This window comes from Solwaraspora sp. WMMA2059 (assembly GCF_027497315.1).
GTDB lineage: Bacteria > Actinomycetota > Actinomycetes > Mycobacteriales > Micromonosporaceae > Micromonospora_E.
This window is the reverse complement of the sequence record NZ_CP114908.1, coordinates 2,886,578-2,908,278: the sequence shown is the minus strand read 5'-3', so window position 1 is coordinate 2,908,278 and position 21,701 is coordinate 2,886,578. Positions and strand designations below refer to the sequence as shown.

At 70.9% G+C, this 21,701-nt stretch carries 22 protein-coding genes and 2 CRISPR repeat arrays; of the genes, 11 read left to right on the top strand and 11 right to left on the bottom strand.

Annotated features, from left to right (window positions below; translation table 11 throughout):
* The 4 genes from cas2 to O7553_RS13395 all read left to right on the top strand — a co-directional run bounded on the left by cas2 (position 1) and on the right by O7553_RS13395 (position 4,592).
* Positions 1-291, top strand: a complete 291-nt coding sequence (gene cas2, locus O7553_RS13410) for a CRISPR-associated endonuclease Cas2 (protein ID WP_123601778.1) — start codon at positions 1-3, stop codon at positions 289-291.
* Positions 292-415: 124 nt separating this feature from the next.
* Positions 416-820: a CRISPR direct-repeat array (repeat unit 37 nt; unit sequence GCTGCACCGGGTCCCCGGACCCGGTGAGGATCGCAAC).
* Between the two features lie 99 nt (positions 821-919).
* Entirely contained in the window at positions 920-1,348 is a 429-nt protein-coding gene (locus O7553_RS13405) for a hypothetical protein (RefSeq protein WP_281553169.1), read from the top strand.
* Positions 1,345-2,367 (top strand): IS3 family transposase, encoded by a 1,023-nt coding sequence (locus tag O7553_RS13400; protein WP_348650117.1) that lies wholly within the window; start codon positions 1,345-1,347, stop codon positions 2,365-2,367. The genes O7553_RS13405 and O7553_RS13400 overlap by 4 nt, the downstream gene beginning before the upstream one ends.
* Before the next feature lie 61 nt (positions 2,368-2,428).
* A CRISPR array of direct repeats spans positions 2,429-3,869; the repeat unit is 37 nt; unit sequence GCTGCACCGGGTCCCCGGACCCGGTGAGGATCGCAAC.
* 162 nt (positions 3,870-4,031) lie between these two features.
* Positions 4,032-4,592, top strand: a complete 561-nt coding sequence (locus tag O7553_RS13395; protein WP_281555120.1) for a hypothetical protein — start codon at positions 4,032-4,034, stop codon at positions 4,590-4,592.
* A 56-nt stretch (positions 4,593-4,648) separates the two neighbouring features.
* On the opposite strand, the gene O7553_RS13390 is transcribed toward O7553_RS13395, so the two are convergent.
* The 4 genes from O7553_RS13390 to O7553_RS13375 all read right to left on the bottom strand — a co-directional run bounded on the left by O7553_RS13390 (position 4,649) and on the right by O7553_RS13375 (position 7,523).
* The gene (locus O7553_RS13390) at positions 4,649-5,044 is read right to left on the bottom strand and encodes a hypothetical protein (RefSeq protein WP_281555119.1); all 396 of its coding nucleotides are present in this window, start codon (positions 5,042-5,044) and stop codon (positions 4,649-4,651) included.
* 103 nt (positions 5,045-5,147) lie between these two features.
* Positions 5,148-5,834: a hypothetical protein gene (locus O7553_RS13385; protein WP_281555118.1), complete on the bottom strand. Its 687-nt coding sequence runs from the start codon at positions 5,832-5,834 to the stop codon at positions 5,148-5,150.
* Positions 5,835-5,868: 34 nt separating this feature from the next.
* Positions 5,869-6,972, bottom strand: coding sequence for a hypothetical protein (locus O7553_RS13380; protein WP_281555117.1), 1,104 nt, complete (start codon positions 6,970-6,972; stop codon positions 5,869-5,871).
* A gap of 50 nt (positions 6,973-7,022) precedes the next feature.
* On the bottom strand, positions 7,023-7,523 hold the full coding sequence (locus O7553_RS13375) for a hypothetical protein (protein WP_281555116.1): 501 nt from the start codon (positions 7,521-7,523) through the stop codon (positions 7,023-7,025).
* 124 nt (positions 7,524-7,647) lie between these two features.
* On the opposite strand from O7553_RS13375, the gene O7553_RS13370 reads away from it, so the two are divergent.
* Genes O7553_RS13370 through fxsT form a run of 3 tightly spaced genes read left to right on the top strand, consistent with a single transcriptional unit; the run spans position 7,648 to position 13,711 of the window.
* Positions 7,648-8,085 carry a hypothetical protein gene (locus tag O7553_RS13370; protein ID WP_281555115.1) on the top strand — a complete coding sequence of 146 codons (438 nt, stop codon included), beginning with the start codon at positions 7,648-7,650 and terminating at the stop codon, positions 8,083-8,085.
* 42 nt (positions 8,086-8,127) lie between these two features.
* Positions 8,128-9,726: a hypothetical protein gene (locus O7553_RS13365; RefSeq protein ID WP_281555114.1), complete on the top strand. Its 1,599-nt coding sequence runs from the start codon at positions 8,128-8,130 to the stop codon at positions 9,724-9,726.
* Between the two features lie 55 nt (positions 9,727-9,781).
* Positions 9,782-13,711, top strand: coding sequence for an FxSxx-COOH system tetratricopeptide repeat protein (gene fxsT / locus O7553_RS13360; RefSeq protein ID WP_281555113.1), 3,930 nt, complete (start codon positions 9,782-9,784; stop codon positions 13,709-13,711).
* A 46-nt stretch (positions 13,712-13,757) separates the two neighbouring features.
* On the opposite strand, the gene O7553_RS13355 is transcribed toward fxsT, so the two are convergent.
* The 7 genes from O7553_RS13355 to O7553_RS13330 form a co-directional block, all read right to left on the bottom strand.
* Positions 13,758-15,659, bottom strand: coding sequence for an HEXXH motif domain-containing protein (locus tag O7553_RS13355; protein ID WP_281555112.1), 1,902 nt, complete (start codon positions 15,657-15,659; stop codon positions 13,758-13,760).
* Positions 15,656-15,919 (bottom strand): hypothetical protein, encoded by a 264-nt coding sequence (locus O7553_RS13350; RefSeq protein ID WP_281555111.1) that lies wholly within the window; start codon positions 15,917-15,919, stop codon positions 15,656-15,658. The genes O7553_RS13355 and O7553_RS13350 overlap by 4 nt, the downstream gene beginning before the upstream one ends.
* Positions 15,920-15,989: 70 nt before the next feature.
* Positions 15,990-17,111, bottom strand: coding sequence for a hypothetical protein (locus O7553_RS13345; RefSeq protein ID WP_281555110.1), 1,122 nt, complete (start codon positions 17,109-17,111; stop codon positions 15,990-15,992).
* A gap of 49 nt (positions 17,112-17,160) precedes the next feature.
* On the bottom strand, positions 17,161-17,331 hold the full coding sequence (locus tag O7553_RS30185) for a PaaX family transcriptional regulator C-terminal domain-containing protein (RefSeq protein ID WP_348650071.1): 171 nt from the start codon (positions 17,329-17,331) through the stop codon (positions 17,161-17,163).
* Positions 17,331-17,417, bottom strand: a complete 87-nt coding sequence (locus O7553_RS30180) for a hypothetical protein (protein ID WP_348651206.1) — start codon at positions 17,415-17,417, stop codon at positions 17,331-17,333. The genes O7553_RS30185 and O7553_RS30180 overlap by 1 nt, the downstream gene beginning before the upstream one ends.
* 908 nt (positions 17,418-18,325) lie before the next feature.
* Positions 18,326-19,633 carry a cytochrome P450 gene (locus O7553_RS13335; RefSeq protein ID WP_281555108.1) on the bottom strand — a complete coding sequence of 436 codons (1,308 nt, stop codon included), beginning with the start codon at positions 19,631-19,633 and terminating at the stop codon, positions 18,326-18,328.
* Between the two features lie 70 nt (positions 19,634-19,703).
* On the bottom strand, positions 19,704-19,868 hold the full coding sequence (locus tag O7553_RS13330) for a hypothetical protein (RefSeq protein ID WP_281555107.1): 165 nt from the start codon (positions 19,866-19,868) through the stop codon (positions 19,704-19,706).
* 65 nt (positions 19,869-19,933) lie between these two features.
* Here O7553_RS13330 and O7553_RS13325 point away from each other — a divergent pair, with 65 nt between their 5' ends.
* The 4 genes from O7553_RS13325 to O7553_RS13310 all read left to right on the top strand — a co-directional run bounded on the left by O7553_RS13325 (position 19,934) and on the right by O7553_RS13310 (position 21,678).
* The gene (locus O7553_RS13325) at positions 19,934-20,083 is read left to right on the top strand and encodes a hypothetical protein (RefSeq protein WP_281555106.1); all 150 of its coding nucleotides are present in this window, start codon (positions 19,934-19,936) and stop codon (positions 20,081-20,083) included.
* Positions 20,080-20,820: a CHAT domain-containing protein gene (locus O7553_RS13320; protein WP_281555105.1), complete on the top strand. Its 741-nt coding sequence runs from the start codon at positions 20,080-20,082 to the stop codon at positions 20,818-20,820. Before O7553_RS13325 ends, O7553_RS13320 begins: the two co-directional genes overlap by 4 nt.
* 28 nt (positions 20,821-20,848) lie before the next feature.
* A complete protein-coding gene (locus tag O7553_RS13315; protein WP_281555104.1) occupies positions 20,849-21,409 on the top strand; it encodes a hypothetical protein in 561 nt (186 codons plus the stop codon).
* Between the two features lie 77 nt (positions 21,410-21,486).
* Entirely contained in the window at positions 21,487-21,678 is a 192-nt protein-coding gene (locus O7553_RS13310; protein ID WP_281555103.1) for a hypothetical protein, read from the top strand.
* Positions 21,679-21,701 lie beyond the last annotated feature (23 nt).

Below are 21,701 nucleotides of genomic sequence, written 5' to 3'. Positions count from 1 at the left end.
ATGGACCTGCTCGTGACGTACGACGTCGAGACCACCACCCCGGCTGGTGCCCGCCGGCTGCGCAAGGTGGCGAAGATCTGCGAGGGGTACGGGCACCGCGTCCAAAAGTCGGTGTTCGAAGTGGTGTGCCGGGACGCGGACAAGGTCAAGCTGGTCGCGGCCATCGAGGCGGTCATCGACCCGACCCGCGACAGCGTACGGATCTACCGCCTTCCCGCGATGGCGCTCGACGACGTCGAACATCTCGGACGTCCCCGTGGTATCGACCCGCGCGGCCCGTTCGTGATCTAGGAACCTCCGGTGAGCACGAAATCCCAGGAGGTTCCGAACCAACACATTGGGCAAAATGCCCGTATCGGCTCGCCTGCTAACCGGAAGTCAAGCGATTTACTCCTATTTTCGCAGCTCGCGAGCCGCTGCACCGGGTCCCCGGACCCGGTGAGGATCGCAACCGCCATGCACGCCGGCCGGCCAGCGCCGCGACGGCGAGGCTGCACCGGGTCCCCGGACCCGGTGAGGATCGCAACGATCCGCTCCACCCGGAACGGCCATCCGTGGGTGCCGGCTGCACCGGGTCCCCGGACCCGGTGAGGATCGCAACCCACTCGTCCCAGAGAAGATCATCTCGGAGACGAGCTGCACCGGGTCCCCGGACCCGGTGAGGATCGCAACAACCCCTTGACCACTCAACCCCTTGACGTCACTCACGGCTGCACCGGGTCCCCGGACCCGGTGAGGATCGCAACAACCCCTTGACCACTCAACCCCTTGACGTCACTCACGGCTGCACCGGGTCCCCGGACCCGGTGAGGATCGCAACGGAGCTCGGGACGCGATGCCCTCTCTGTCAGGCTGAGTTGAGACAGGTCGTCTACCAGGGGATACGCTCCCCGGACGGGTCTGAGGGGAGATCATCAGCATGGCAGACAAGTCCATCGGTTCCGGCGATCTGGACGCCAAGCCGGTTCGTCGGACATTCACCGCAGAGTTCAAGGCCAGGATCCTCGCGGAATACGACGCGGCCCCCGACGCTGCGGCCCGGGGTGCGATCCTGCGCCGGGAACGCCTGTACGGATCACACATCCTCGACTGGCGAAAGGCCCGTGATGCGGGCGCAGCGGCAGGCCTGACCGACCGACGCCAGTCCGCCGAACGGACCCGGAAGAACACCGAGTCAGCCGAACTCGCCCGGCTACGTCGACAGAACGCCCGCCTCGAGAACGAGCTGACCAAGACACGCACAGCACTGGACATCATGGGAAAAGCACACGCGCTCTTGGAACTGCTCTCCGAGAGCGCGGACACCGCGACACCCCCGCCGTCCTCGACGAGGCGCACACCGCGCTGACACCACTGTGGGGCACCGCCGCGGCGTGCCGACTGACCGGCCTGTCCCGAGCCACCATCTACCGCCACCGCAACCCGACACCGCCGAAGCCCCGGACACCCCGCAGACCACCACCGTCCGCACTGACCCAGGCCGAACGACAACAGGTCCTCGACCTGCTCAACAGCCAGCCCTACCAGGACCTGGCACCCGCACAGGTATGGGCACGTGAACTCGACGAGGGCCGCTGGTGGTGCTCTGAGTCCACCATGTACCGAATTCTGCGTGCCGCCGGACAGAACGGCGAACGCCGTAACCAGGCGACGCACCCGGCCCGCACCAAGCCGGAACTCGTCGCCGACGCGGCGAACCAGATATGGAGCTGGGACATCACGAAGCTACGCGGACCCGTCAAAGGCGTCTGGTACCACCTGTACACCGTGATCGACATCTGGTCCCGCTACGTCGTCGGTCACCTGGTCGCCGCGCACGAGGACGGCCAACTGGCCGAAGCGCTGATCGCCGACGCCGCCGCCCGCGAACGCGTCGACCCCGACCAGCTGACCGTGCACGCCGACCGGGGCGCGGCGATGACCTGCAAGACCATCACCCAGCTCCTCACCGACCTGAAGATCGGCCGTAGTCACAGCCGACCCAAGACATCCAACGACAACCCGTACATCGAGGCGAGCTTCAAGACCTTGAAGTACGACCCGACGTTTCCCGACCGGTTCGGGTCGATCCAGCACGCCCGGCAGCACTGCGAGGCCTTCTACACCTACTACAACCACGAGCACCGGCACTCCGGGATCGGGCTGCACACCCCCGCCTCGGTGCACCACGGCACCGCCGGACAGATCCGTCAGCAACGGCAACACACCCTCGACGCCGCCCGCGCGGCCCACCCACACCGGTTCGGCCGCCGACGGCCCCAGCCGCCCCGCCTACCGGACCGGGCATGGATCAACAAACCCGACAACACCGCCCCCGACCAGAGCACCACCCCGCCCACGAACACACACCCAGCAACACAAAGCTAAGAAAGATCAAGAATCTGTCTCACTTGACTTGACCGGCTCCGATGCGCGCGGTCGAATCAACGCTGCACCGGGTCCCCGGACCCGGTGAGGATCGCAACCGCAACACCACGCCAGCGTCAGTCAGCGCCTCGGGCTGGCTGCACCGGGTCCCCGGACCCGGTGAGGATCGCAACCTTGGGATTCGGGATGGTGCGGATGGTTCGGGCGGCGGGCTGCACCGGGTCCCCGGACCCGGTGAGGATCGCAACTCCAGCCCGAACACGGTGCGGTGGTGCAAGCCGCCCTGCTGCACCGGGTCCCCGGACCCGGTGAGGATCGCAACCGCGAACACGCCGACCATCTGCCGCATCGCGGTGCGCGCTGCACCGGGTCCCCGGACCCGGTGAGGATCGCAACCTTCCTGGCGGCGGCTACCGCCCCGGGTGGTACGCAGGGCTGCACCGGGTCCCCGGACCCGGTGAGGATCGCAACCGGTGGGGCGACTACCAGCGGACCTGCCCGCCCGACCGCTGCACCGGGTCCCCGGACCCGGTGAGGATCGCAACACCTGACCGGCCGGTACGTGCTGCGGGACCTGGCCCTGCTGCACCGGGTCCCCGGACCCGGTGAGGATCGCAACGGGGCGATCAAGAGGCCCGGGTCGTCGCTGTGGTGGCGCTGCACCGGGTCCCCGGACCCGGTGAGGATCGCAACCTGATCGAGCGGCAGGGCAAGCTGCAATGGATAGAGCTGCACCGGGTCCCCGGACCCGGTGAGGATCGCAACATCCCTTCGAGATCCTTGATCGGGATGTGCGCGAACATGCTGCACTGGGTCCCCGGACCCGGTGAGGATCGCAACAGGTCCTGGTCGAAGGCGGCGGCGACCGACAGGACCGCTGCACCGGGTCCCCGGACCCGGTGAGGATCGCAACGACGACTCGGCCGAGGTGCAGGCCACGATCGGCCCGGCTGCACCGGGTCCCCGGACCCGGTGAGGATCGCAACAGGGCACGTCGCCCTGAAATACGTCATCTACAACCGCTGCACCGGGTCCCCGGACCCGGTGAGGATCGCAACATCGTTGGCCGCATTGCCAAATACCGTCCGGAGTGGAGCTGCACCGGGTCCCCGGACCCGGTGAGGATCGCAACAGCGATCGGAACGGCATGCCGTACAGGGTCTGCCCGCTGCACCGGGTCCCCGGACCCGGTGAGGATCGCAACTCTTGGTTGTCGACGACGAAGCCGAGGAATCCGCGAGTGCTGCACCGGGTCCCCGGACCCGGTGAGGATCGCAACGCGGTGATGAGCCTCGCCCCACAGCACAGCTACCAGGTCGCTGCACCGGGTCCCCGGACCCGGTGAGGATCGAAACGCGCACCTGCACATCGGCCGGAGGCGGCTGCTGACCGAGCTGCACCGGGTTCCAGGACCCGGTGAGGATCGCAACGTGGGTCCGCCGCCCGGATTGGTTCGCTGCTCACGGCTGCACCGGGTCCCCGGACCCGGTGAGGATGCTGGCCACGCTGCTGCCGGCCCGCGCCGTCCGGCAAGGCTCGGTCCGTGGTGCCCTCGGCGGCCAGCGGGGCACGTCGAAGGTCGATGGCCTCGGCGCGGTGGCTGGGTTGGCGCTCCTTGTCGTGGGGGTGGTGGCGTTGCCGGCAACCCACAAGGGCGGCCGCAGATGCTTGCCGCTGGCGGCGTTGCGCTGTTGCTCGGCGTCGTCGCCAGCACGCCGGCGCTGGTGCGGATGAGCGGTCGAGTCGCTGGTCTGCTTCCCACGCCGTCACGGCTGGCGTTGCGCCATGCTGCCCGGCATCGGCTCCGTACGGCTGCGGCTGTTGCCCCGGTGACCGCCGCGGTCGCCGGCAGCGTCGCACTTGCCCTGGCGGGCGCGGCTCGCGGCGAAGTGACCCCGAGCCGACTCGACGCCCGTCCCGGCCAGGTGCTGGTCCCAATGGACGCGGCGGAGAAGCTGGGGCCGGACGGTCTGCGACGGGTCGCCGGTGCCCTGCCGAGCCGGGCCACGGTCAGGGTAGTCACCGCTACGGACCTGCAGGCCGGCCCGACCGCGACGGTGTCCGTCGCCGCCGGGCAGCGGGACGTGGCCGTCGGCGGGGCGGAGGTCATCCGGTTGGTGACCGGCCGGCCCGCCACCCGAACCGAGCAGGAGGCGCTCGACCGAGGTGACGCGGTCGCGTTCAACGACACACTGGTGACGCCCGATGGCCGTGTCGCGCTGTAGTCGGATGGCCAAGGGCTCACGTTGTTGCCAGCCGTTGTTGCCAGCCGATCGGAGTACTACACGAGGCTTCTCGGCCTGGTGATCGCGCCGGAGACCCCGCAGCGGATCGGCCTGGACACCAGGGTCCGGCTCGTTGTGGTGGACACGACGCAGATGCCGGATGAGCAGGAGCTGGCTGCGGCGAACTCGATCCTGCTCGCGGCGCAGCTCACCGCCGCCGAACCTGCGGAGTCGCCGGTCACCGTCGTGGCGAGCAGGTGGCGGTCGGACTGGCGTCGGTGGAGCTGCGGCCGGACTTGGCGACCATGGCTGCGGTCGGCGCGGCTCTCCGCGTCCGCCGACGCATCACGACAGCTCAGGCGTGGCTTATTGTCTGGGTCGGCACCGTGCTCGGCCTGCTTTCCGGGATCGGCCCGGCGGCGGCTTACATTGGTTTCAGCGCCGAGCTTCATTGGTACGTACCGTGGTTGGCGTTGCTGGCCATCGTGCTCGTGCCGCCTCTGCTTGCCGTGATCATGGCAGGGCGTGTCGTCCTCGGCCAGCAGGTGTCTCTGCTCAGCGGTCGAGATGGCTGGCTGTCTCGTCGATCAGCGCGTCCGCCAGGTCGTGCAGGAGCGTGACCGCCTCTGCGGTTTCCCCGGTGGGGGCCACCGCGCCCGCGTACACCACTAGCACCAGGTTTTCGTGGCGGATGAGGTGGGTGACGTCGAGCTGCGAGGCGGCGAAGTCGCCGAGGGTGAAGTCATCGGGATCCAGCACCAGTGCCGTCTGGAGCGATTTACCGCTGTCGCCCCACCAACCGGTCAGATCGGCGGTGGCGGGGTCCGGCCCGGTCTCCTCTGGTAGATCAATGTAGTTCGCGACTTCCTGATCGTAGGCCTGCACCGCGCCCGCCACGCCGTGGTAGACGCGGACCTGTATCGCGCCGGACGGCTGGAACTCGCCGAGTGCGGTGGCGAAGTGCTCGTCGGGTGCGATGGCGCCGAAGTCGCATCGCTCCCGCCAGTAGGTGCGTTCCGTGCGATAGTCCGAGCCGTCCTCATGGGAACGGGCGAGGTCCAGAGCAAACCGACCGAACACCGCCTCGAATTGCAGCCGGGAGCACAGGTCCTCAGGGATCTGCCCGTACCGTGGGTTCGATTCAGGCGGTGGTGTCGGGCCGCCAGCACCGCATCCGGCAGCGACGACCACGAGCGCCACTGCGACGATGCCGCGCCGGAGCCGACCGGTATGTAGACGCATGGCAGTCCTCCAGGGCCGTCGTGTCGAAATGCCGTCAGGGTAGGTAGAAATCGTTGCCGTCGACGCCGGACACGATGTTGGGCTCGACCGGGATGAGCCTGCCATCCCCGTCGCCGATTCGGAGCGAGTCGACGCGGTCGAGCGCTTCCTGGGTCACTTCCTGCAGGGCCGCGTGCTGATCGCTGTCATTCTCGACGATCTGCCCGATCGCGTCCGAGACCGAGTCGAGCAGGTCAGCGGCGGTGCTGCCCTGCAGATTCAGCGCCGCCCAGCCGCCATCTGGGATGGTGGTCGCGGCGATGCTCACGCCACCCGCGACAACGCCCGAACTCGCCACCCACAGGCCACCGACGGTCGCCGTCGCGCCACCGAGGATCCCGCCGAATACGGTCGCTGCACCGCCGGCGATGATCAGAATGTTGCGTAGCGACTCCTGCCGCGCCAGCTCCGCCATGCTCTGGGCAAGTTCCAGCTGTTCACGTAGCGCCTCACCGGTGTAGTGCACCACGTTCATGAGGCTGTGCTGAGTGGACTCGGCGATGGCCTTGGCGGCGGTGACGCCAGCGGCGAGCGCGGTGAGTAGCTGCTTCTGACTACGCAGAATGTGCTCGAACGGGTTGTAGAAGTTGGTGGCGAAGTTGTCGGCCGCCTCACCCTCCCAGTTTCCGAGGCTGTGGCTCAGCTTGCCGAAGTCGGCGCTGACCTCGTCTGCCAGCGCGTCGTGCGCGCTCAGGATCGGCTCGATGCACTGGCTCTCGTACCAGGCGCCAGCAGGCCAGCTATACGGCTTGACCCGGGTGGTGATGGCATCGACCTCGGTGGCCGCCCACGTCGCAGCCTCACGGGCCAACGTCCGAAGATGTTCCTCGACCTCATCCTTGCGGCTGTCGTGCCATGGCATGCGTACGTAGTCCGCCGGTACGTGGTAAATCTTCGTGAAGGGGAACGTGGGCCCGAAACGGACTTCGATGTAGTGCGTGCCGGGGCCGACCGGTGTCTGATGCCACCAGCTGGCTTTCTCTTCCTCCAGGAAGGCCATCGCGGTGTCGATGTAGCGGAGTTCGGCGAAGTAGCCCTGGATTTCCGAGAGCGTGCGGTAGAACTCCTGCGGGTCGTAGGTGATCGAAGGCTCGCTCATCAAACCTCCGTCACGATCGCGAGTAGGGGTCGGAGCAGGGCTCGGTCATCTCAAATACCACCGATTCGTCCGTCATGGGTCGGTCTGCTCGGCGGGGGATCGTGCACCCCGGGTAGTTCAGGGATGTGCGGCGGCGAGGTGCCGTACTCCTCGGCGTTGTCGTGCAGCAGCCGGGAGAATTCGTCTGCGGCCAGCTCGTCGGTGGCGGCGTACGAGTCGGCGATGTCCACGAGCGCCGCACCGACCTCCTGCATGCGCAGGCAGGTCTGACGGAACACGTCGTGCGCCTCGTCCCGCAACTCCATCAGCCGCAGGTGCGCCGGATGCATTCCGAGCCCCGGTCGATCGAACTGCGTCTCCAACCCGTCGACGATGCTGTGCATCCGCCTCGTCAGCCTGGCGTAGACAGAGGCAATCTCCGGAAGCTCGTTCCGGCCGGCCCGGTACAGGTAGTACAGGTGCGCTCCGAGGCGTCGACCGGCACCGACATCACCGAGGCTGTTGTCGCCGGTGTAGTCCGGCCGCCAGTCTGGCTCGGTCGGGTCGGGCATCGCGGCCCTCCGCTCGATCGTTGCAAACAGTGACGGTCATGTTTATGCGATCTGTTGTAGCAGTGCCGCTCCACTGGATCGGTCCGGGGTCGGCTGGTTCGCGTGGTCCACATACCATCGACATATGCTCTCCGAGGAATCCGTCGTCACCGTGCCCGCGGATGCCGGTCCGGGGCCGGTGGCCGGCACCGACGTGGTCCTTCTGCCGCAGGGGTTCGACCACGGCACACCGGTCTACCCGGCGCACACGACCCAGTTGGTCGACCAGTTGACCGCGCAGGGGGTCACCGCGCGTACCTGGCATCCGGCGGCGGAGTTCGAGATCGTGTCCACCCGGGGCCCGGTTGCCGACACGTTGCTGCAGATCGCGGTCGGCATCGCGTCGTCGGCCGGCTGGTACGCGATCCAGTCGCTGCTGCGCAGCCGCTCCGGCCCGCTGCGGGTGATCGCCGTGTTTGAGCAGGACGGTCAGCGGCGGCGGGCGGAGCTGGCCGGCGACGCCGACGACGTGGTCCGTGCGCTGGAGACATTGGACCCGTTCGGGCCGGGACGGCTCGATTGATCCGGGGCGGGTCGGCCCGGTGCAGGCGGAACGGCCGGCCCGATGTTGGACCCGAGTGACGTCGAGCGGCGTGTGCCGTCCCCGCAGGGGGCGGAGCGTCGCCGGATCATCGCCGAGGTAGCCGGTCTGCTCGAGGAGTCGGACGTGGTCCGGGATCCGAGCAGCCGCCAGGTGCTGCTGCGGCTGGTCGAGGAGGCGTTCGGCGGGCCGCTGCGGCTGCGTGACCTGGCGGTGTTACGGCCGCAGTTGGTGGACCTGGTGACGGCCTGCATCGACCGTACCGGCGGGCTGCGGCTGCTCGCCGAGTGTCTCGAGCTACTGGAGCCGGCCGGCGCGCGGACCCTGACGCTGCTCCAGCTGTCCGACGAGTGGCAGGTGTTCGAGCAGTTCGCCGATCACGATCTGGGTTGGCTGCGGGGTGACCTGTCCGAGTTGCGGGTGACGGCGCGGTGGCGTCGGTTCGTGGTCGAGTGCCGGCAGGAGCCGCCGCCGGAGCACTGCACCTCGCTGTGGCATCTGTTCGCCCATCTGGCGGTGGCGCCGTCGAGTGCCGGTGTGGCGGGCGACGGGACGGGGTTTGGCGGGGTGCCGCACTGGTTGCGGCTGCTCGGTCGGCTCGACGACAGTGTGCCGGCCGAGGCGCGGCAGCGGCTGCGCCAGCTGATTCGGGCCCTGGCCGATGAGTGGGACGTGCCGGAGGACGCCCTCGTCGGGGTGGGTGGGACCCGCTTCGGCCGGTCGCCCGTCGCGGCGGTCGCCACCGCCGCCCCCGCCGCCGCCGCTGCCGTGGCGGACGGTGCCGTCGGCCCCGCGACGGCTTACCTGGTCATCCAGTTCGAGAAGTACGGCGGTGACGACGACACGTTCATCATGTCCCACTGGTATCAGTGGGCGTCGCCAACCTGGGCACCGGTGCGGGGTGAGCATCGCCGAGTGCGCTACGGCGACCTGGAGGCTGCGGTCGACGAGGTGCTGTCGGAGACGGAGCGGCGCTGGGCGCACCAGGCGGGGCCGGTGACGATCGAGATCGTCCTGCCGTGGCAGTTGCTCAACGAGCCGGTCGACACCTGGCGCAAGGAACTTCGGTCGCCGGTGCCGAGCCCGTTGGTGGTGGAGTATCCACTGGTGATCCGCTCGTTGGAGCGGCTGCGTTCCCCCGAGTGGCATCGGCGGTGGCGGGTGCGCTGGCGTGGCGTTGCTGCGGAGGGCGGGTCTTCTCGGATATTCTGCGCCGCGCCTGATCAGGTCGACGCCCAACTGGAGGCGTTGCTGACGGGTGACGAGGCGGCGGTCGTTCTGGTGTTGAGCGATTCTCCCTTGCCGGACAGCGCGGCCGAGCGGCAACTGCTTGTCGGCGTACGGTCCGGTGTCCCAGCCATCGTCTGGCACCGCGATCCGGTGTTGGCCGTTGAGCTGTGCCGGGTGCTGCGATCGATGGTCGAGTCGGCGAATGGGTTCGCCGGGGGGATGGCGCAGCTGCCCATGCATGTCGCAAAGTTGAGGAAGTCGGCCTGGGGTGAGGATCCGTCTGCTTCGGGCCGGCACGTCGGGCACGGCTTTGTGATCTTGTGGGACGATCCGCTGCGGCAGCCCGGACAGCCTGGCTCAGCCGGCGACGACTTGGGAGAGGCCCGCGAATGAGCGGAGACGGTCACCGGGGGACGGTCGGCGGCACCATCCGCCCCGGTGGTGCTCCATGATGGATTCGTTGTCGTCGCGTGGGTCGGCCTTTGCGGTCCGTCCGACCCTGCCCGAGCCGGCCCGGCAGTTGGAGATCGCCGGTCGTCGTGAGGTCCTCGTCGTCATCGACGACGATCCGGTGATGGAGTTCTGGTCCGACGAGTTCGCCGACTTCCTGGCGATGCTGCGCGAGCAGGAGTGCTTCGCCTCGGTGTCGGTCCGGTCCGTGGTGGTCGCCGACGGCGCGGTGCGCTGGCGTGACGCCCCGCACGCCCCGCTGACCGTGCCGTCGGGTGACGGCGGGCCGCCGGTGGTCTTCCTGGTGACGCACGGCCGGTCGCCGGCCTGGACCACCGGGCTGATCTTCCCGGTGCTGGTCGGCTGGGCGGCGTTGGCGGCGTTGGCCGTGGTCAACGTGCTGCCGCAGCAGCACTGGTACGACCGGGGAATGGACACCGCCGAAGTGCTGTGGACCCCGGCCAGCGCCCGGCTACCGACCGCCGAGCGTCCATGGCGGACCAGCGTGCCGGACCCGTGGTCGGCGGCGGAGCCCGGCGGGCCGGAGCGGACCGCGGTGCCGGTGATCGAGCGCGGCGGCGACTGGCTGTCGCGGTGGGCTCGGCTGCTGGCCGGGGCGACAGCCGGCACAGTGCGGATGCCGGCGCTGCTGGTGAGTTTGTCGGATCGGGTTGCGGGATCGGGGCGGGTACCGCGTTGGTCGCGGTCGACGCTGCGGGCGAGCGAGCTGGTCGCCCGGTTCCGGGCCAAGGCGTCGCCCCGGGCGTTCGCGTTGGCGACCCGGCTCGCCGCCGCTCCGCTGACCTCGCGGATCATCCGGGCGGTGCAGCGGACCGCCGGTCGGCTCGACCCGGCGCATCTCACCGAGGTGCTGACCAGTGACCTGATGCGGCCGGTCCGACACGGCGGTGGCACGTCCGGCGATGACACCCGGCTGCGGTACGAGTTCCGCCACGGGGTTCGTGACCAGTTGCTGGCGTCGAGCTACCGGGACCGTATCATCGAGGTGCAGTACACGGTGGAGAGTGAGCTTGGCCGGGACATCGAGGCGGTGCGGAACCTGACCCGTCGGGTCCGCAGCCCCCGCCAGGCCACGTACCCCCGGGTGACCCCGGCGTCCGAGCCGTTTCTGCGGGTCGAGCTGGCGGTGCACGTGGCCTTGGGCGGCCCGAACCTGGTCGCCGCCGAACGGCTCGGTTGGGCGTTGGGTTCGCCGGTCCGGGCCCGCAGATCCCGCAATCCGGCGACAAATCCGCAAGCGAGTCATACAGGTATGGAGCCGACGATGTCTGACATAATGGCGTCGCCGGGAGCGCCCTTCCCGTTCGGCGCCCGGCAGCAGACGCCCCACCCCGGACCCGACCCAGAAGGGAGTGCGGTGTCTCCGACCGGCAGTGTCGTCCCGCCGACCACCGCTGTCCTGCGCACCCAGCGACGCGACCAGCAGCCGGCCGTCGTCGGCAACCTGCCGCCGCGCAACGCCAACTTCACCGGCCGGCGGGCGCTGCTCGACACGCTGCACCAGCGGCTGCGCGCCGGCACCACCGCGGTGCTGCCCGAGGCGGTGCACGGTGCCGGCGGCGTCGGCAAGTCCCAACTGGTCGTCGAGTACGTCTACCAGCACCAGCAGGACTTCGACCTGATCTGGTGGATCTCCGCCGAGCGTCCGGCGCAGATCCAGTCCGCACTCGCCGAGCTCGCCAGCCGGCTCGACCTGCAGGTGCCGGCGACAGCGAACACCGCCGTGCCGGCGGTGCTCGACGCGCTGCGCATCGGACGCCCGTACGCCAACTGGCTGCTGGTGTTCGACAACGCCGAGGACCCCGACGACGTGGAACGGTTCTTTCCCCGGGGTGGGCCGGGCAGCATCGTGGTCACCTCGCGCGACCCCCGGTGGGGCCAGATCGCCAGCGGCCTGCCGGTCGACGTGTTCGACCGGCAGGAGAGCATCGAGCTGCTCCGCCGCCGTGGCCCGGACCTTCTGGTCAGCGACGCGGAGCGGCTCGCCGCCGCGCTGGGTGACCTGCCGCTGGCCATCGAGCAGGCAGCGGCCTGGCGCGCGGAGACGACGATGACCGCCGACGAGTACCTGCAGCTGCTGCACGACAGCCAACCCGACGTCGACGACGTGACCGAGGTGGAGCAGGACTACCCGCCGCTGGTCGCTGCCGCCTGGCACATCTCCCTCAACGGGCTGCGGGAGCGGGACCCGTCGGCGCTGCGTCTGCTGCAGGTCTGCGCGTTCTTCGCGTCCGAGCCGATCGGTCGGTCGCTGCTGTCCAAGCCCCGGTTGCAGATCCACCCCGACCTGGATCCGCTGGTGCGCAGCCCGATCCGGCTCAAGCAGGCGATCCGGACCATCGGCCGGTTGTCGTTGGCCCGCATCGACCACCGGACCAACTCGTTGCAGATGCACCGGCTGGTCCAGCGGGTGCTGATCCACCAGATGAGCGAGCAGGACCGCAAGGACCTGCGGCACAGCGCCCACCTGCTGCTCGCCGGCAACGACCCGGACGAGCCGGACGACGCCGACCACTGGCCCCGCTACGCCGAGCTGTACCCGCACATCGTCGCGTCCGGCGCGGAGACCTGCCGTAACGAGCTGGTCCGGGACATGGTGCTCAACGAGGCGAAGTACCTGTGGCGTTGGGGCGACCACATCGGTGCCCGCGACCTCGCCCAGCGGGCGTACCGGTCGTGGATCGACCGGGGTGACGACACCGACCCGGACAGTCTGCGGATGGCGACCTGGCTCGGGTTCATGTACTTCGTCGTCGGCGACTACGCCGCCGCCGCGAAGTTGAACGCCCGGACGTTGCAGCTGTACCGGCAGACGGTCGGCGACATTGAGGAGGAGACGCTCGACGCGCTCGGTGCGGTCGCCGCCGACCATCGCGTCGCCGGTGACTTCGACGGGGCGTTGGAGCGGTCGATCACCGTCTACGAGCAGTCCAAGCGCAACTTCGGTGACGAGGAGCCGTTCACGCTGCGGGCCGCGCACAACCTCGCGGTCAGCATGCGGCTGTCCGGGCTGTTCGGTCGGGCGCTGCAGCTCGACGAGCAGACCTACGAACAGTTGGTGCACATCTACGGCACTGACCACCCGGTCAGCCTGAACACCCTCGGCGGTATCAACCTGGACCGGCGTGAGCTGGGGGACTACGTGACGGCACACGCCAGCCAGGAGAACCTGGTCGCCGACGCCCGCCGGGTGCTCAAGTACGACGACCATCCGGACCTGGTCCGGCAGAGTCACCAGCTGGCCGGCTTCCGGCGTAAGGCCGGCCAGCACCATGAGGCGCTGGACCTGTCCACCGACGCGCTGCGGCGGTTCCGCATCCGCTACGGCGACGACCACCCGGACAGTGTGCTGGCCAACCTGACCGTCTCGATCGACCTGCGGGTCACCGGCGACCTGCGGGCTGCGCGGCAGGCCGGTGAGGCCGCCGTGCAGGGTCTGCGGGCGCTCTACGGCGAGGACCACCCGCACACCGCGGGGGCGCAGGTCGACCTGGCGGTGACGTTGCGCCTGCTCGGTGAGCACGAGCAGGCCCGCGAGATGGCCGATGAGGGCTTGCGCCGGCTCACTCAGCGGCTCGGGGGCAGCCACGCCCTGGTGTTCGCCGCCCGGGTCAACCTGGCCAGCGCCTTGTACGAACTTGGTGAGTACGAGACGGCGCGGGCGCTCGACGCCGAGACGTTCGACAGCTGTACGGAGCAGCTCGGTCCGGGCCATCCGATCACCTTGGCCTGCGGGGTCAACCTCGCGATGGATCTGCGCGGGCTGGGCCAGGATTCCCAGGCGAGTCTGCTGTTCGACGACATCGTCGACCGGTTCCGGTCGACGTTCGGTGAGCTGCATCCGGCGACGGCGGCAGCGGCGGCCGGGGTGCGGGCCAACTGCGACATCGATCCGCTGCCGCTGTGACCTGCCCCGGCGGGTTCGCTCCGGAACTGTACGGCCGGGCCCGGATTCAGTGGCGGGTCCGGTTCAGAAGCAGCCAGCCGGCCGGATCCGCCGGCCGGTGCGCGTCGGCGGGCAGTCCGGCACCGACCCAGGCCGCCAGCTCGACCGGATCGGGTACGTCGACCGGGGCGCCCCGGCGGGCGGCCTGCCGCAGCGTCTCCATCACCAGTTCCGGCCGGTGCAGCAGGGCCCGCACCGCCGGATGCGTCGACCCGTCCGGCCAGGTCAGTCCCAGCCCGATCCAGCTGTGCGCCGCCGTTGTCCCGGCCGCCAGATCGGCTGCCAGCTGCCGCAGGTAGCCGGCGCGGGCCCGGTCGGCGTCGCCGCCGACCAGTGCGACGTCGGCGGCGGTCGCGCCGGTGACCAGGCCGGTTACGGTGTCGGGGGCGGCGGTCAGTCGGTCGAAGCCGGCCGGGTCGGTCAGCCGGTGGCGGGTCAGCACCGCGCGGGCGTCGAACCAGGCCCGGTCGGGGCGGGTCAGCGTGGCCGGCCGGCCGTCCCGGGCGTCCGCCAGGCAGGCCGGCAACGGCCGTCGGCCGGCCCAGGCGGCGGCCAGCTCGGTCCGGGCGGCGGCGTCGAGCCGCAGGTTGTGCGCCCGCCACAGCGCCCGGTGGTCGACGGCCATCCGGTCGGCCAACCGTTGCGGGCCGGCCGGTACCTGCTCGGTCCCGAACGTGGCGACCGTGTCGTGCAGGATTTCGACGAACCGGGTGCCGTGCCCGGTCAGCCGGCCCGAGTCGAGCAGTGACCGCACCGCGTGCCGGGTCTGGCGACGCCAGAGCGCGAACTCGAAGTTGGCCAACGCGACCTGCCCGGCCGGGGCGTGCCGCCGGTGCACTCGCCAGAAGTCGGTGATCCCGGCGAACGCGTACACCCCCTGCAGCAGCCCGGCGACGGGGCGCGGGTCGTCGCGCCATGGTGCGTAGAACCGCCGGTCGGGATCGTCGTTCACCAGGGTCAGCAGATGGGCCAGCGCGCCCAGTTTGTGGTGCTGGATCTCGTGTACCAGCGTCATCGCCAGCTGGGTGGCGTCGTCCGGTTCGGACAGCAGGATGGTGCCGAAGGCTTCCGCGCCGGAGGCGGACAGTTGGCGGAACCGTTCCCGGGCCGGCAACGGCGCGACGGTCCGCAGGATCGCCGCGACCGTCCGGGCGCGCTGCGGCTGCTGCCGTACCAGCAGCTCCCAGGCCTGCTGGAGCTGGGCCTGCCAGCGGCGCACCTGGTCGGTGCTCAGCGGTGCCGGCGCTGCTGGTCCGCGCAGGTCCCGGTAGACGTCCCGATCGAGTAGCTCCACCCGCAGGTCGATCCCGCCAGCGGTGGCGACCAGCCGGACCGGCGGATGCCAGTGGGGGTCGCCGGGGCCGACCGGGTCGCCGCCGCCCGCGGTGACCGTGACCGTGCCGGCGGCTGCGACCACCTGTACCCGCTCGATCCGCGGGGGGAGTTCCACGGCGGCGACGGTGGGCAGCGCGAGGTGGCCGTGGCGGGCCGGGACCACCAGGTCGAAGCTGAGCCCGGCGCGGACCGCAGCGGCGGCGGCCAGCGAGTGCAGGTAGCCGACGTCGACCCAGAGCGGCGGATCGCCGGACCTTGCCGAGGTGAGCCGGCGCAGGGTGTGCGCCACCCAGATGCCGACCTGCGGTTGGGCGACGACCTCCTCGGTGGCGTCCGGGTCGGCGCGGTCGGCACGGACCAGCAGTTGCCACGCAGTGTCGACACCGGACAGCGGGCCGGCGGCGTCGGTACGGCGCGCGACGGCGTCCACCAGTGCGCGCAGCGCGGTCAGCCGCCAGCTACGTTCGGAGCCGCGCAGGGCTGCTGCGGTCCGTTCGTCGCCGCCGGTGGTGGCCAGCTGCCGGAAGTCGTCGACGGCGATTGCGTGGGTGGGTACCGCCGCCCGGCCCGTCAACCGATCCGGTCTTCCGCCAGGGGGTCGGCTCCGGTGGCCCGACTGGCGAACGATCCGCTGTAGCCGCTGATGCTGCCCTCGGCGTCGGCGATCCGCTGCCGTACCCGGACCATCGCGGCGGTCATGTCGGAGTCGTCGACGCCGCGCAGCGTCGCCACGTCCACCGTCGACAGATCGAGCATCTCGGACTCGATACCGGCCGGGGTGCTGTCCATCAGCGGTAGCCCTTCACGAAAGGTGACGGTCGATGTCCTCATCATCGCTTATCCCCGCACGGCAACGGAAGCGCCGGGGCGCATGCGTCACAGCGCCGACGTCGACCGGCGGTAGCTACCCGGCGAGCCGCCGGACCGTCTCGGCGAGGTGGTCGACGGCAGCGTCGTCGCTGGTGAAGAAGCGTACGGCGGCGACGAGTTCGGACAGTCCGGTGGCGTGGTGCAGGCAGCCTCGGACGGTGCTGACGGCGTCGATCCGGGTCGCCGGGTTGCGCCGGATCGAGGCGTACACCGACGGGGGCAGCAAAGACAGAAGTTCCTCGCGGTCGTTCGGCCGGCGGAACTCCGGAATCTCCAACAGCGCGTCCACCACCGCGCCGATCGCCGCCGTCGACGGCCGCACCGGCCTCTCGACGGGCTTGCGCGACCCGCCCGGGTCCGCCGCCAGCAGCAGACCTTCGTCGCCGGACGCGTCGCGGTACCACAGATAGGTGGGGGTCTGCCCGGTCAGACCGTCGGCCCGTAGCGTGGTGAACCGGGCCCGCAGCCGCTCCGCGAGCCGTTGCGGGTCGGCCAGCGCCGTGAGGCCGTCGGCGTCCATCAACCGCAGCAGCTCCCGGCTGAACAGGCCGGTCCGCTGCCGGTCCAGGTTGGCGGCGGGTTGGCCGACGGCGGCGGCGAACAGCACGTCCTGGCTGCGTCCGGCGACCGGGTCGCCGCTCGGGAAGGTCTCGTGCCCGTCGATCCGGCGCGGCCGGGCCGGGCCGTGCGTCTGGCAGACATCGACCAGCCACAGCTGCCGGTGCAGCACCGCGACGAGGTCGGAGGCGTACGTCGCCAGCAGCGAGTCCAGGTCGAGGTTGACGGCGTCGGCGTCGGTGGCGTCGGCGTAGTACAGCCGGCGTCGCCGACGCGGGTCGACGAAGCCGTGGCCGCCCCAGTAGACGTACAGTTCCCGCGCGGAGCTGGCAGGCAGCTCGCGCAGCAGCAGTTGGCGGACGGTGGCGCGGTCGGCGGGTCGCCGCCGTACCCCAGCCGGCAGGTCGTCGGCCGGGGGTGCCGGGTCGGTGAGCAGGTCCACGTTTCCGGTGGGTACGCCGTGGGCGACGAAGAACCGTGCGATCCGGACGGCGTCGTCGACCGGCCCGGTCAGGGTCCAGCCGTCGCCGGCCTGGTAGGCGCCGACGCCGACGGCGACCACGCGGACGTCGGGGCGCTGCGGCCCGGTCGTGGTCACCGTCCGACGGTACGGGTCGCCGACCCGGCTTGCGTCGTCTGGGGCCGCGTCACCGGCGGAGCGGGTGACGACTGCCCGGACATGTCGTTGGGCGACGTCGGCGAGACTTGTCGTAGACGGCGGCGAAGACCTCCCGGGCGGGATCCCGTAGCCAGTTGGCCGGCAGCAGCTCGACCGGCAGCTGTGGATCGAGGGTGGGGAACCGCCGGAAGGTGTCCATCACTTCGGGTCGTGCAGCGGCGCGAACCCCAGCCACCGGAGCTGGCCGCGCAGCGCCCGCCGTTGCGCGCTGTGCTCCTGCGGCAAGGTGAACGCGACCAGGGCCCACTGGCCGTCCCACGGCCGGGCCGTCGCGGTGGCGGTGAGGATCCAGTGTCCGCGATCGCCGGGCTGGCGGCGGCGTGGGCGAGCCGGTACGAGCTGTGCCGACCGCGTCGACTGCCCTCGAGCACCTCATTGCGGGCGAGCCGGCTGATGGCGGTCCGGGCCCGGCGGGGGTGATGCCGGATTCGACGAGTAGCGCGACGATGGCGGCCGACGGCAGCCAGGCGCGGGTCCGCAGGGTGTAGTCGGCCAGCAGGGTCACCGCGAGGCACTGCGGCGAGTTGCCGGTCTGCCGTCGGGGCAGCCGCACCGGCCGGCCCGCCTCCTCCGGATAGATCTCCTCGATGCTGAACAGGCTCGTCACGAGCGCTCCGGCGTGGCTCGGGGGCAGCGGTACCGACTGTAGACGGCGTGATTCCGATTTGCGCAGGTGACCTGGGTTGCCGGTTACCACCCGGACGTCGATGGTCCAGGTGACCAACTTCGGTAGCAGCCCGGGCGGAACCGACACCCTGGTGCCGTACTCGTTGCCGCAGCAGGCGGTCGACTTCCGGATCACCAACACCGGCTCCAGCGCCATCAACGGTGCCGCCTGCACAATCAGCTGGCCAGCGGCTGAACCACCGGTCCGGGCGGTCAGACAGGAGGGTCCCGGGGCCCGGCCGATCGGCGGGGCCCCGGGACCCTGTCCTGCAGTCGTCGACGTCGTCCGCCGGGTCGGTTTACTCGTAGTGGTAGGGCCAGTACATGTACCGGCCGCTGACCCGCTTCCTGCCGGCCAGTCGGGCGGCCAGGTGGCGCAGTGTCCGCATGGCTACCTCCTCGCTCGATCGAGGTGAGTGATTCTTACGACCTTTGCACACCGGATCTATGTACGCAACGGGATGTGGTCACGACTTTCCGTCGACAAATCGCGCCAGCAGGCCAGCTGGGGTGAGCCGGCCGGCGAACCGCAGCCGGATGGAGGCGGCGTTCGACGACTCCACCGAGCCGCGCTGGGCCAGCCGGGAGACGGTGAGGGTGAGCTGGCGCATGGTCAACGCCGTACCGATACAGACCCGGGGCCCGGCGCCGAAGGGCAGGAACGCCGCCCCCGGTGCCGGCCGACCGGCCGCCCACCGGCCGGGGTCGAACTCGTCGGGCCGCTGCCACCACCGTGGATCCCGGTGGATCAGGTAGGCGCCGATCAGCACCTCGTCGCCGGGCCGCAGCGTCCACGGACCCAACCCGGTGGTCGTACGGGCGGTCCGCGTCATCAGCCACGCCGGCGGATACAGCCGCAGCGCCTCGTTGACCACGGCCTCGGCCAGCGGTAGCCGGGCCGCCGGCGGCGGGTCGCCGGACCCGGCCGGCCCGCCCGCCTCCGCCCGCAGCGCGGCGACAAGCTCCGGTCGGCCGGCGAGTTCCCAGGTCAGCGAGGTCAGCGCGGCGGCCGGCACGCCGTGTCCGCCGAGCAGGACCGGGCGCAGCGTCGACACGACCGCCCGGTCCGGCATGACCGGCCGGGCGGCCAGCAGCACGTCCAGCAGGTCCGGTGTGGACGTGCCGGCCTTGCTGGACGTGCCGGCCCGACGGCGTCGCACCACCGATAGCAGGGCGTCGGTGAACGCGCGGTGCGCGCGGAAGAACCGACGGTTGCGGCGCACCGGCAGCCAGGCCGCGAACCCGTACTTCGCGGTCTCGAACGGCGCGGTGGCGGCGACGCCCTCGGCGAGCAGCTCCGGGAACCCTGTGGCGTCAACGCCAAAGCAATAGTCGGCGATCGTCGCGGCGGCGTACCGTCGCATCATCGCCAGCACGTCGGTTTCCCGGCCGGCGGCCGCGTCGAGGGCCGCGTCGAGGATCTCGACGGTACGCCCGTCGAAGGCGGCGCTGGCCTGTCGGTCGAGACCGGCCCACGCGGCCCGACGCGCCGGCATCCAGGCCTCGGCCCGCTCGGCGGCCCGGTCGAGATCGGGCCGGGCGTCGAACGGGGCCAGCTCGGGCAGGAACGCGTTGCCCGGCCGGGTGAGCACATCGTTGGCCAGTTCCGGGTCGATCACGAACACGGTGCGCTCGTCGAAGGTGAACACATCGCCGTACTCGCGATGATTGCGCTGGATGAAGCCGATCCGGTCGGCCTCGTAGGCCGGGGTGTTGCCGGTGAGCCAGTGCCCGCGCGGCCCCGGTGGTCGGTCGCCCTGCTTCAGTGGTGCCATCTGCGGCTCCTAACCGCGTGCAGGACCCCGCTGCCGAGGTCCTGCCTTTGCTCCCGGTGTCCGACGGGCTCTACGCCTGGTGGTAGTACCACCAGTCGTACCGGCCGCTGATCCGCCTCTTGCCCACCAGTCGGGCTGCCAGGTGCCGCAACGTCCGCATGTCCACCTCCTCGATCGGATTGAGTAGATGCTTCTTGATCGTGTCACCTGAGGACGCCGCACACAACGCCGTCACGGCGTAACTGTCTGTCCGACAGGAATGTGGCAGAGTCTGACGAGGAGGGTCCGACGGATCTGGCGGTGTCACGCGAAGTCGACCGGCGGATGGCGGCGGCCCGGGAATGGGACGACACCGTCGCCCAGGTCCGCAGACTGCCCGGCTTCGAGGACTTCCTGCTGCCGCCCCGGTTGTCCACCTTGCTGCCGACAACCGGCAGCGGACCGCGGTGATCAACGTCAGCCGGTGGCGGTGCGACGCGCTGATCGTCGAACCCGCCGGTGTACGGGTGGTCGAGCTGCCCCGGCTCACCGCACGGACCGTGGCCGAGCGGGCGGACGCCTACCTGACCAGCCTCGGCGTCGCCGAACGCGCCGCCCGGGAGTTCGACACCGTGCCGGCGCTGGCCGACGACGATACCCTCGGCGACGTGCTCGAATGGCTCTGGGACGACGTGGCCGGGCCGGTGCTCGACGCGCTCGGCCTGGCCGACACGCCACCGGCCGGCACGTCGTGGCCGCGGATATGGTGGTGCCCGACCGGGCCGCTGGCGCTGCTGCCGCTGCACGCCGCCGGCCACCACCGCGCCGCCGGTGGTCCGTTGACCGGCACGCCCCCGCGTACGGTCATCGACCGGGTGGTCTCCTCCTACACGCCGACGCTGCGGGTGCTGCGGGAAGCAGTCGAGGCCCGCCGGGACGGTCCGACCGACCCCCGGATGCTGGTCGTCGGGCTGCCACACACCCCCGGCCAGCCGCCGCTGCGCAACGTTGCCCGGGAACAGGTCGTGCTCGACCAGCTGCCCGGGCACAGCTGGGCGCACTTCGCCTGCCACGGCGACCAGAACCTGCAGCGGCCCTCCGACGGCAATCTGCTGCTGCACGACGGCGCGCTCACCGTCACCGACCTCAGCCAGCAGCAGCACCAGGGCGAGTTCGCTCGCGGCCGACCGGTGGAATGCGTTCCGTGACGAGCATGCCCGGGACACCGCGCTGGAGGTGAGCATCCGGCTGCTGGCCGAATTGCCGCACTGGCACCGGGACCGGCCGGCGGCGCTAACCATGCACGCGCTGCGGTTGAAGTCGGTCGGCCGCATCGACGAAGCGGTCGGGCTCGGCGAGGCCGCCGTGCGGGCCGCCGAGGTCGGCGCAGCTGCCGACCTGGTCATCTGGTTGAACAACCTTGTCAGCATCTACCGTCGTCGCTGGCGCCAGGACGGTGACGCCGCCGACCTCGACCGGGCGGTCGAGGCGGGGGAGCGCGGAACGCGGGTGCTGGCGCGGATGCCGTCGGAAGCCGCGTCCGCCGTGTCGGCAGCCTGGCTGCGGTACGGCCTGTCGCTGGCCCTGCGGGACCGTTACCGGCAGCGGCGCGGCCTCGACCCGGACTCGTGGGTGGGCCCGGAATCGGCCGCCTGGCGGCAGGTGCTACAGGACCCGTCGTCGCCGGTCGACCTGCTGGTCAGCTCCGCCGTGGAGTTGGCCGGCCTGCATGCCGGGCGGGGTGAGCTGGCCGCCGCCGACGGCTACCGGCTGGCTCTGGACCAGCTCCCCGGCTGAGCTGGCGTGGGCGCAGCCGCAGCGGCCAGGAGGACGCGCTGGCGCGTTGGCAACTGCTCGGCGCCGACGCGGCGGCGGTGGCGGTGGACGGCGGCGATCCGGGTGCCGGCGTCGCGTTGCTCGACCAGGCTCGAGGTGTGCTGTGGGGGCAGTTGCTCGACGACCGGTCCGCCGCGCGTCGGCTGCGGCAGGCCCATCCGGCGCTGGCCGACCGGTTGGCGGCGGCCGGCGCCGGCTTGGCTTCGGCCGGCGACCGGGATGGGCGGTGATCAGCCCACCCCGGCCGCCGGCC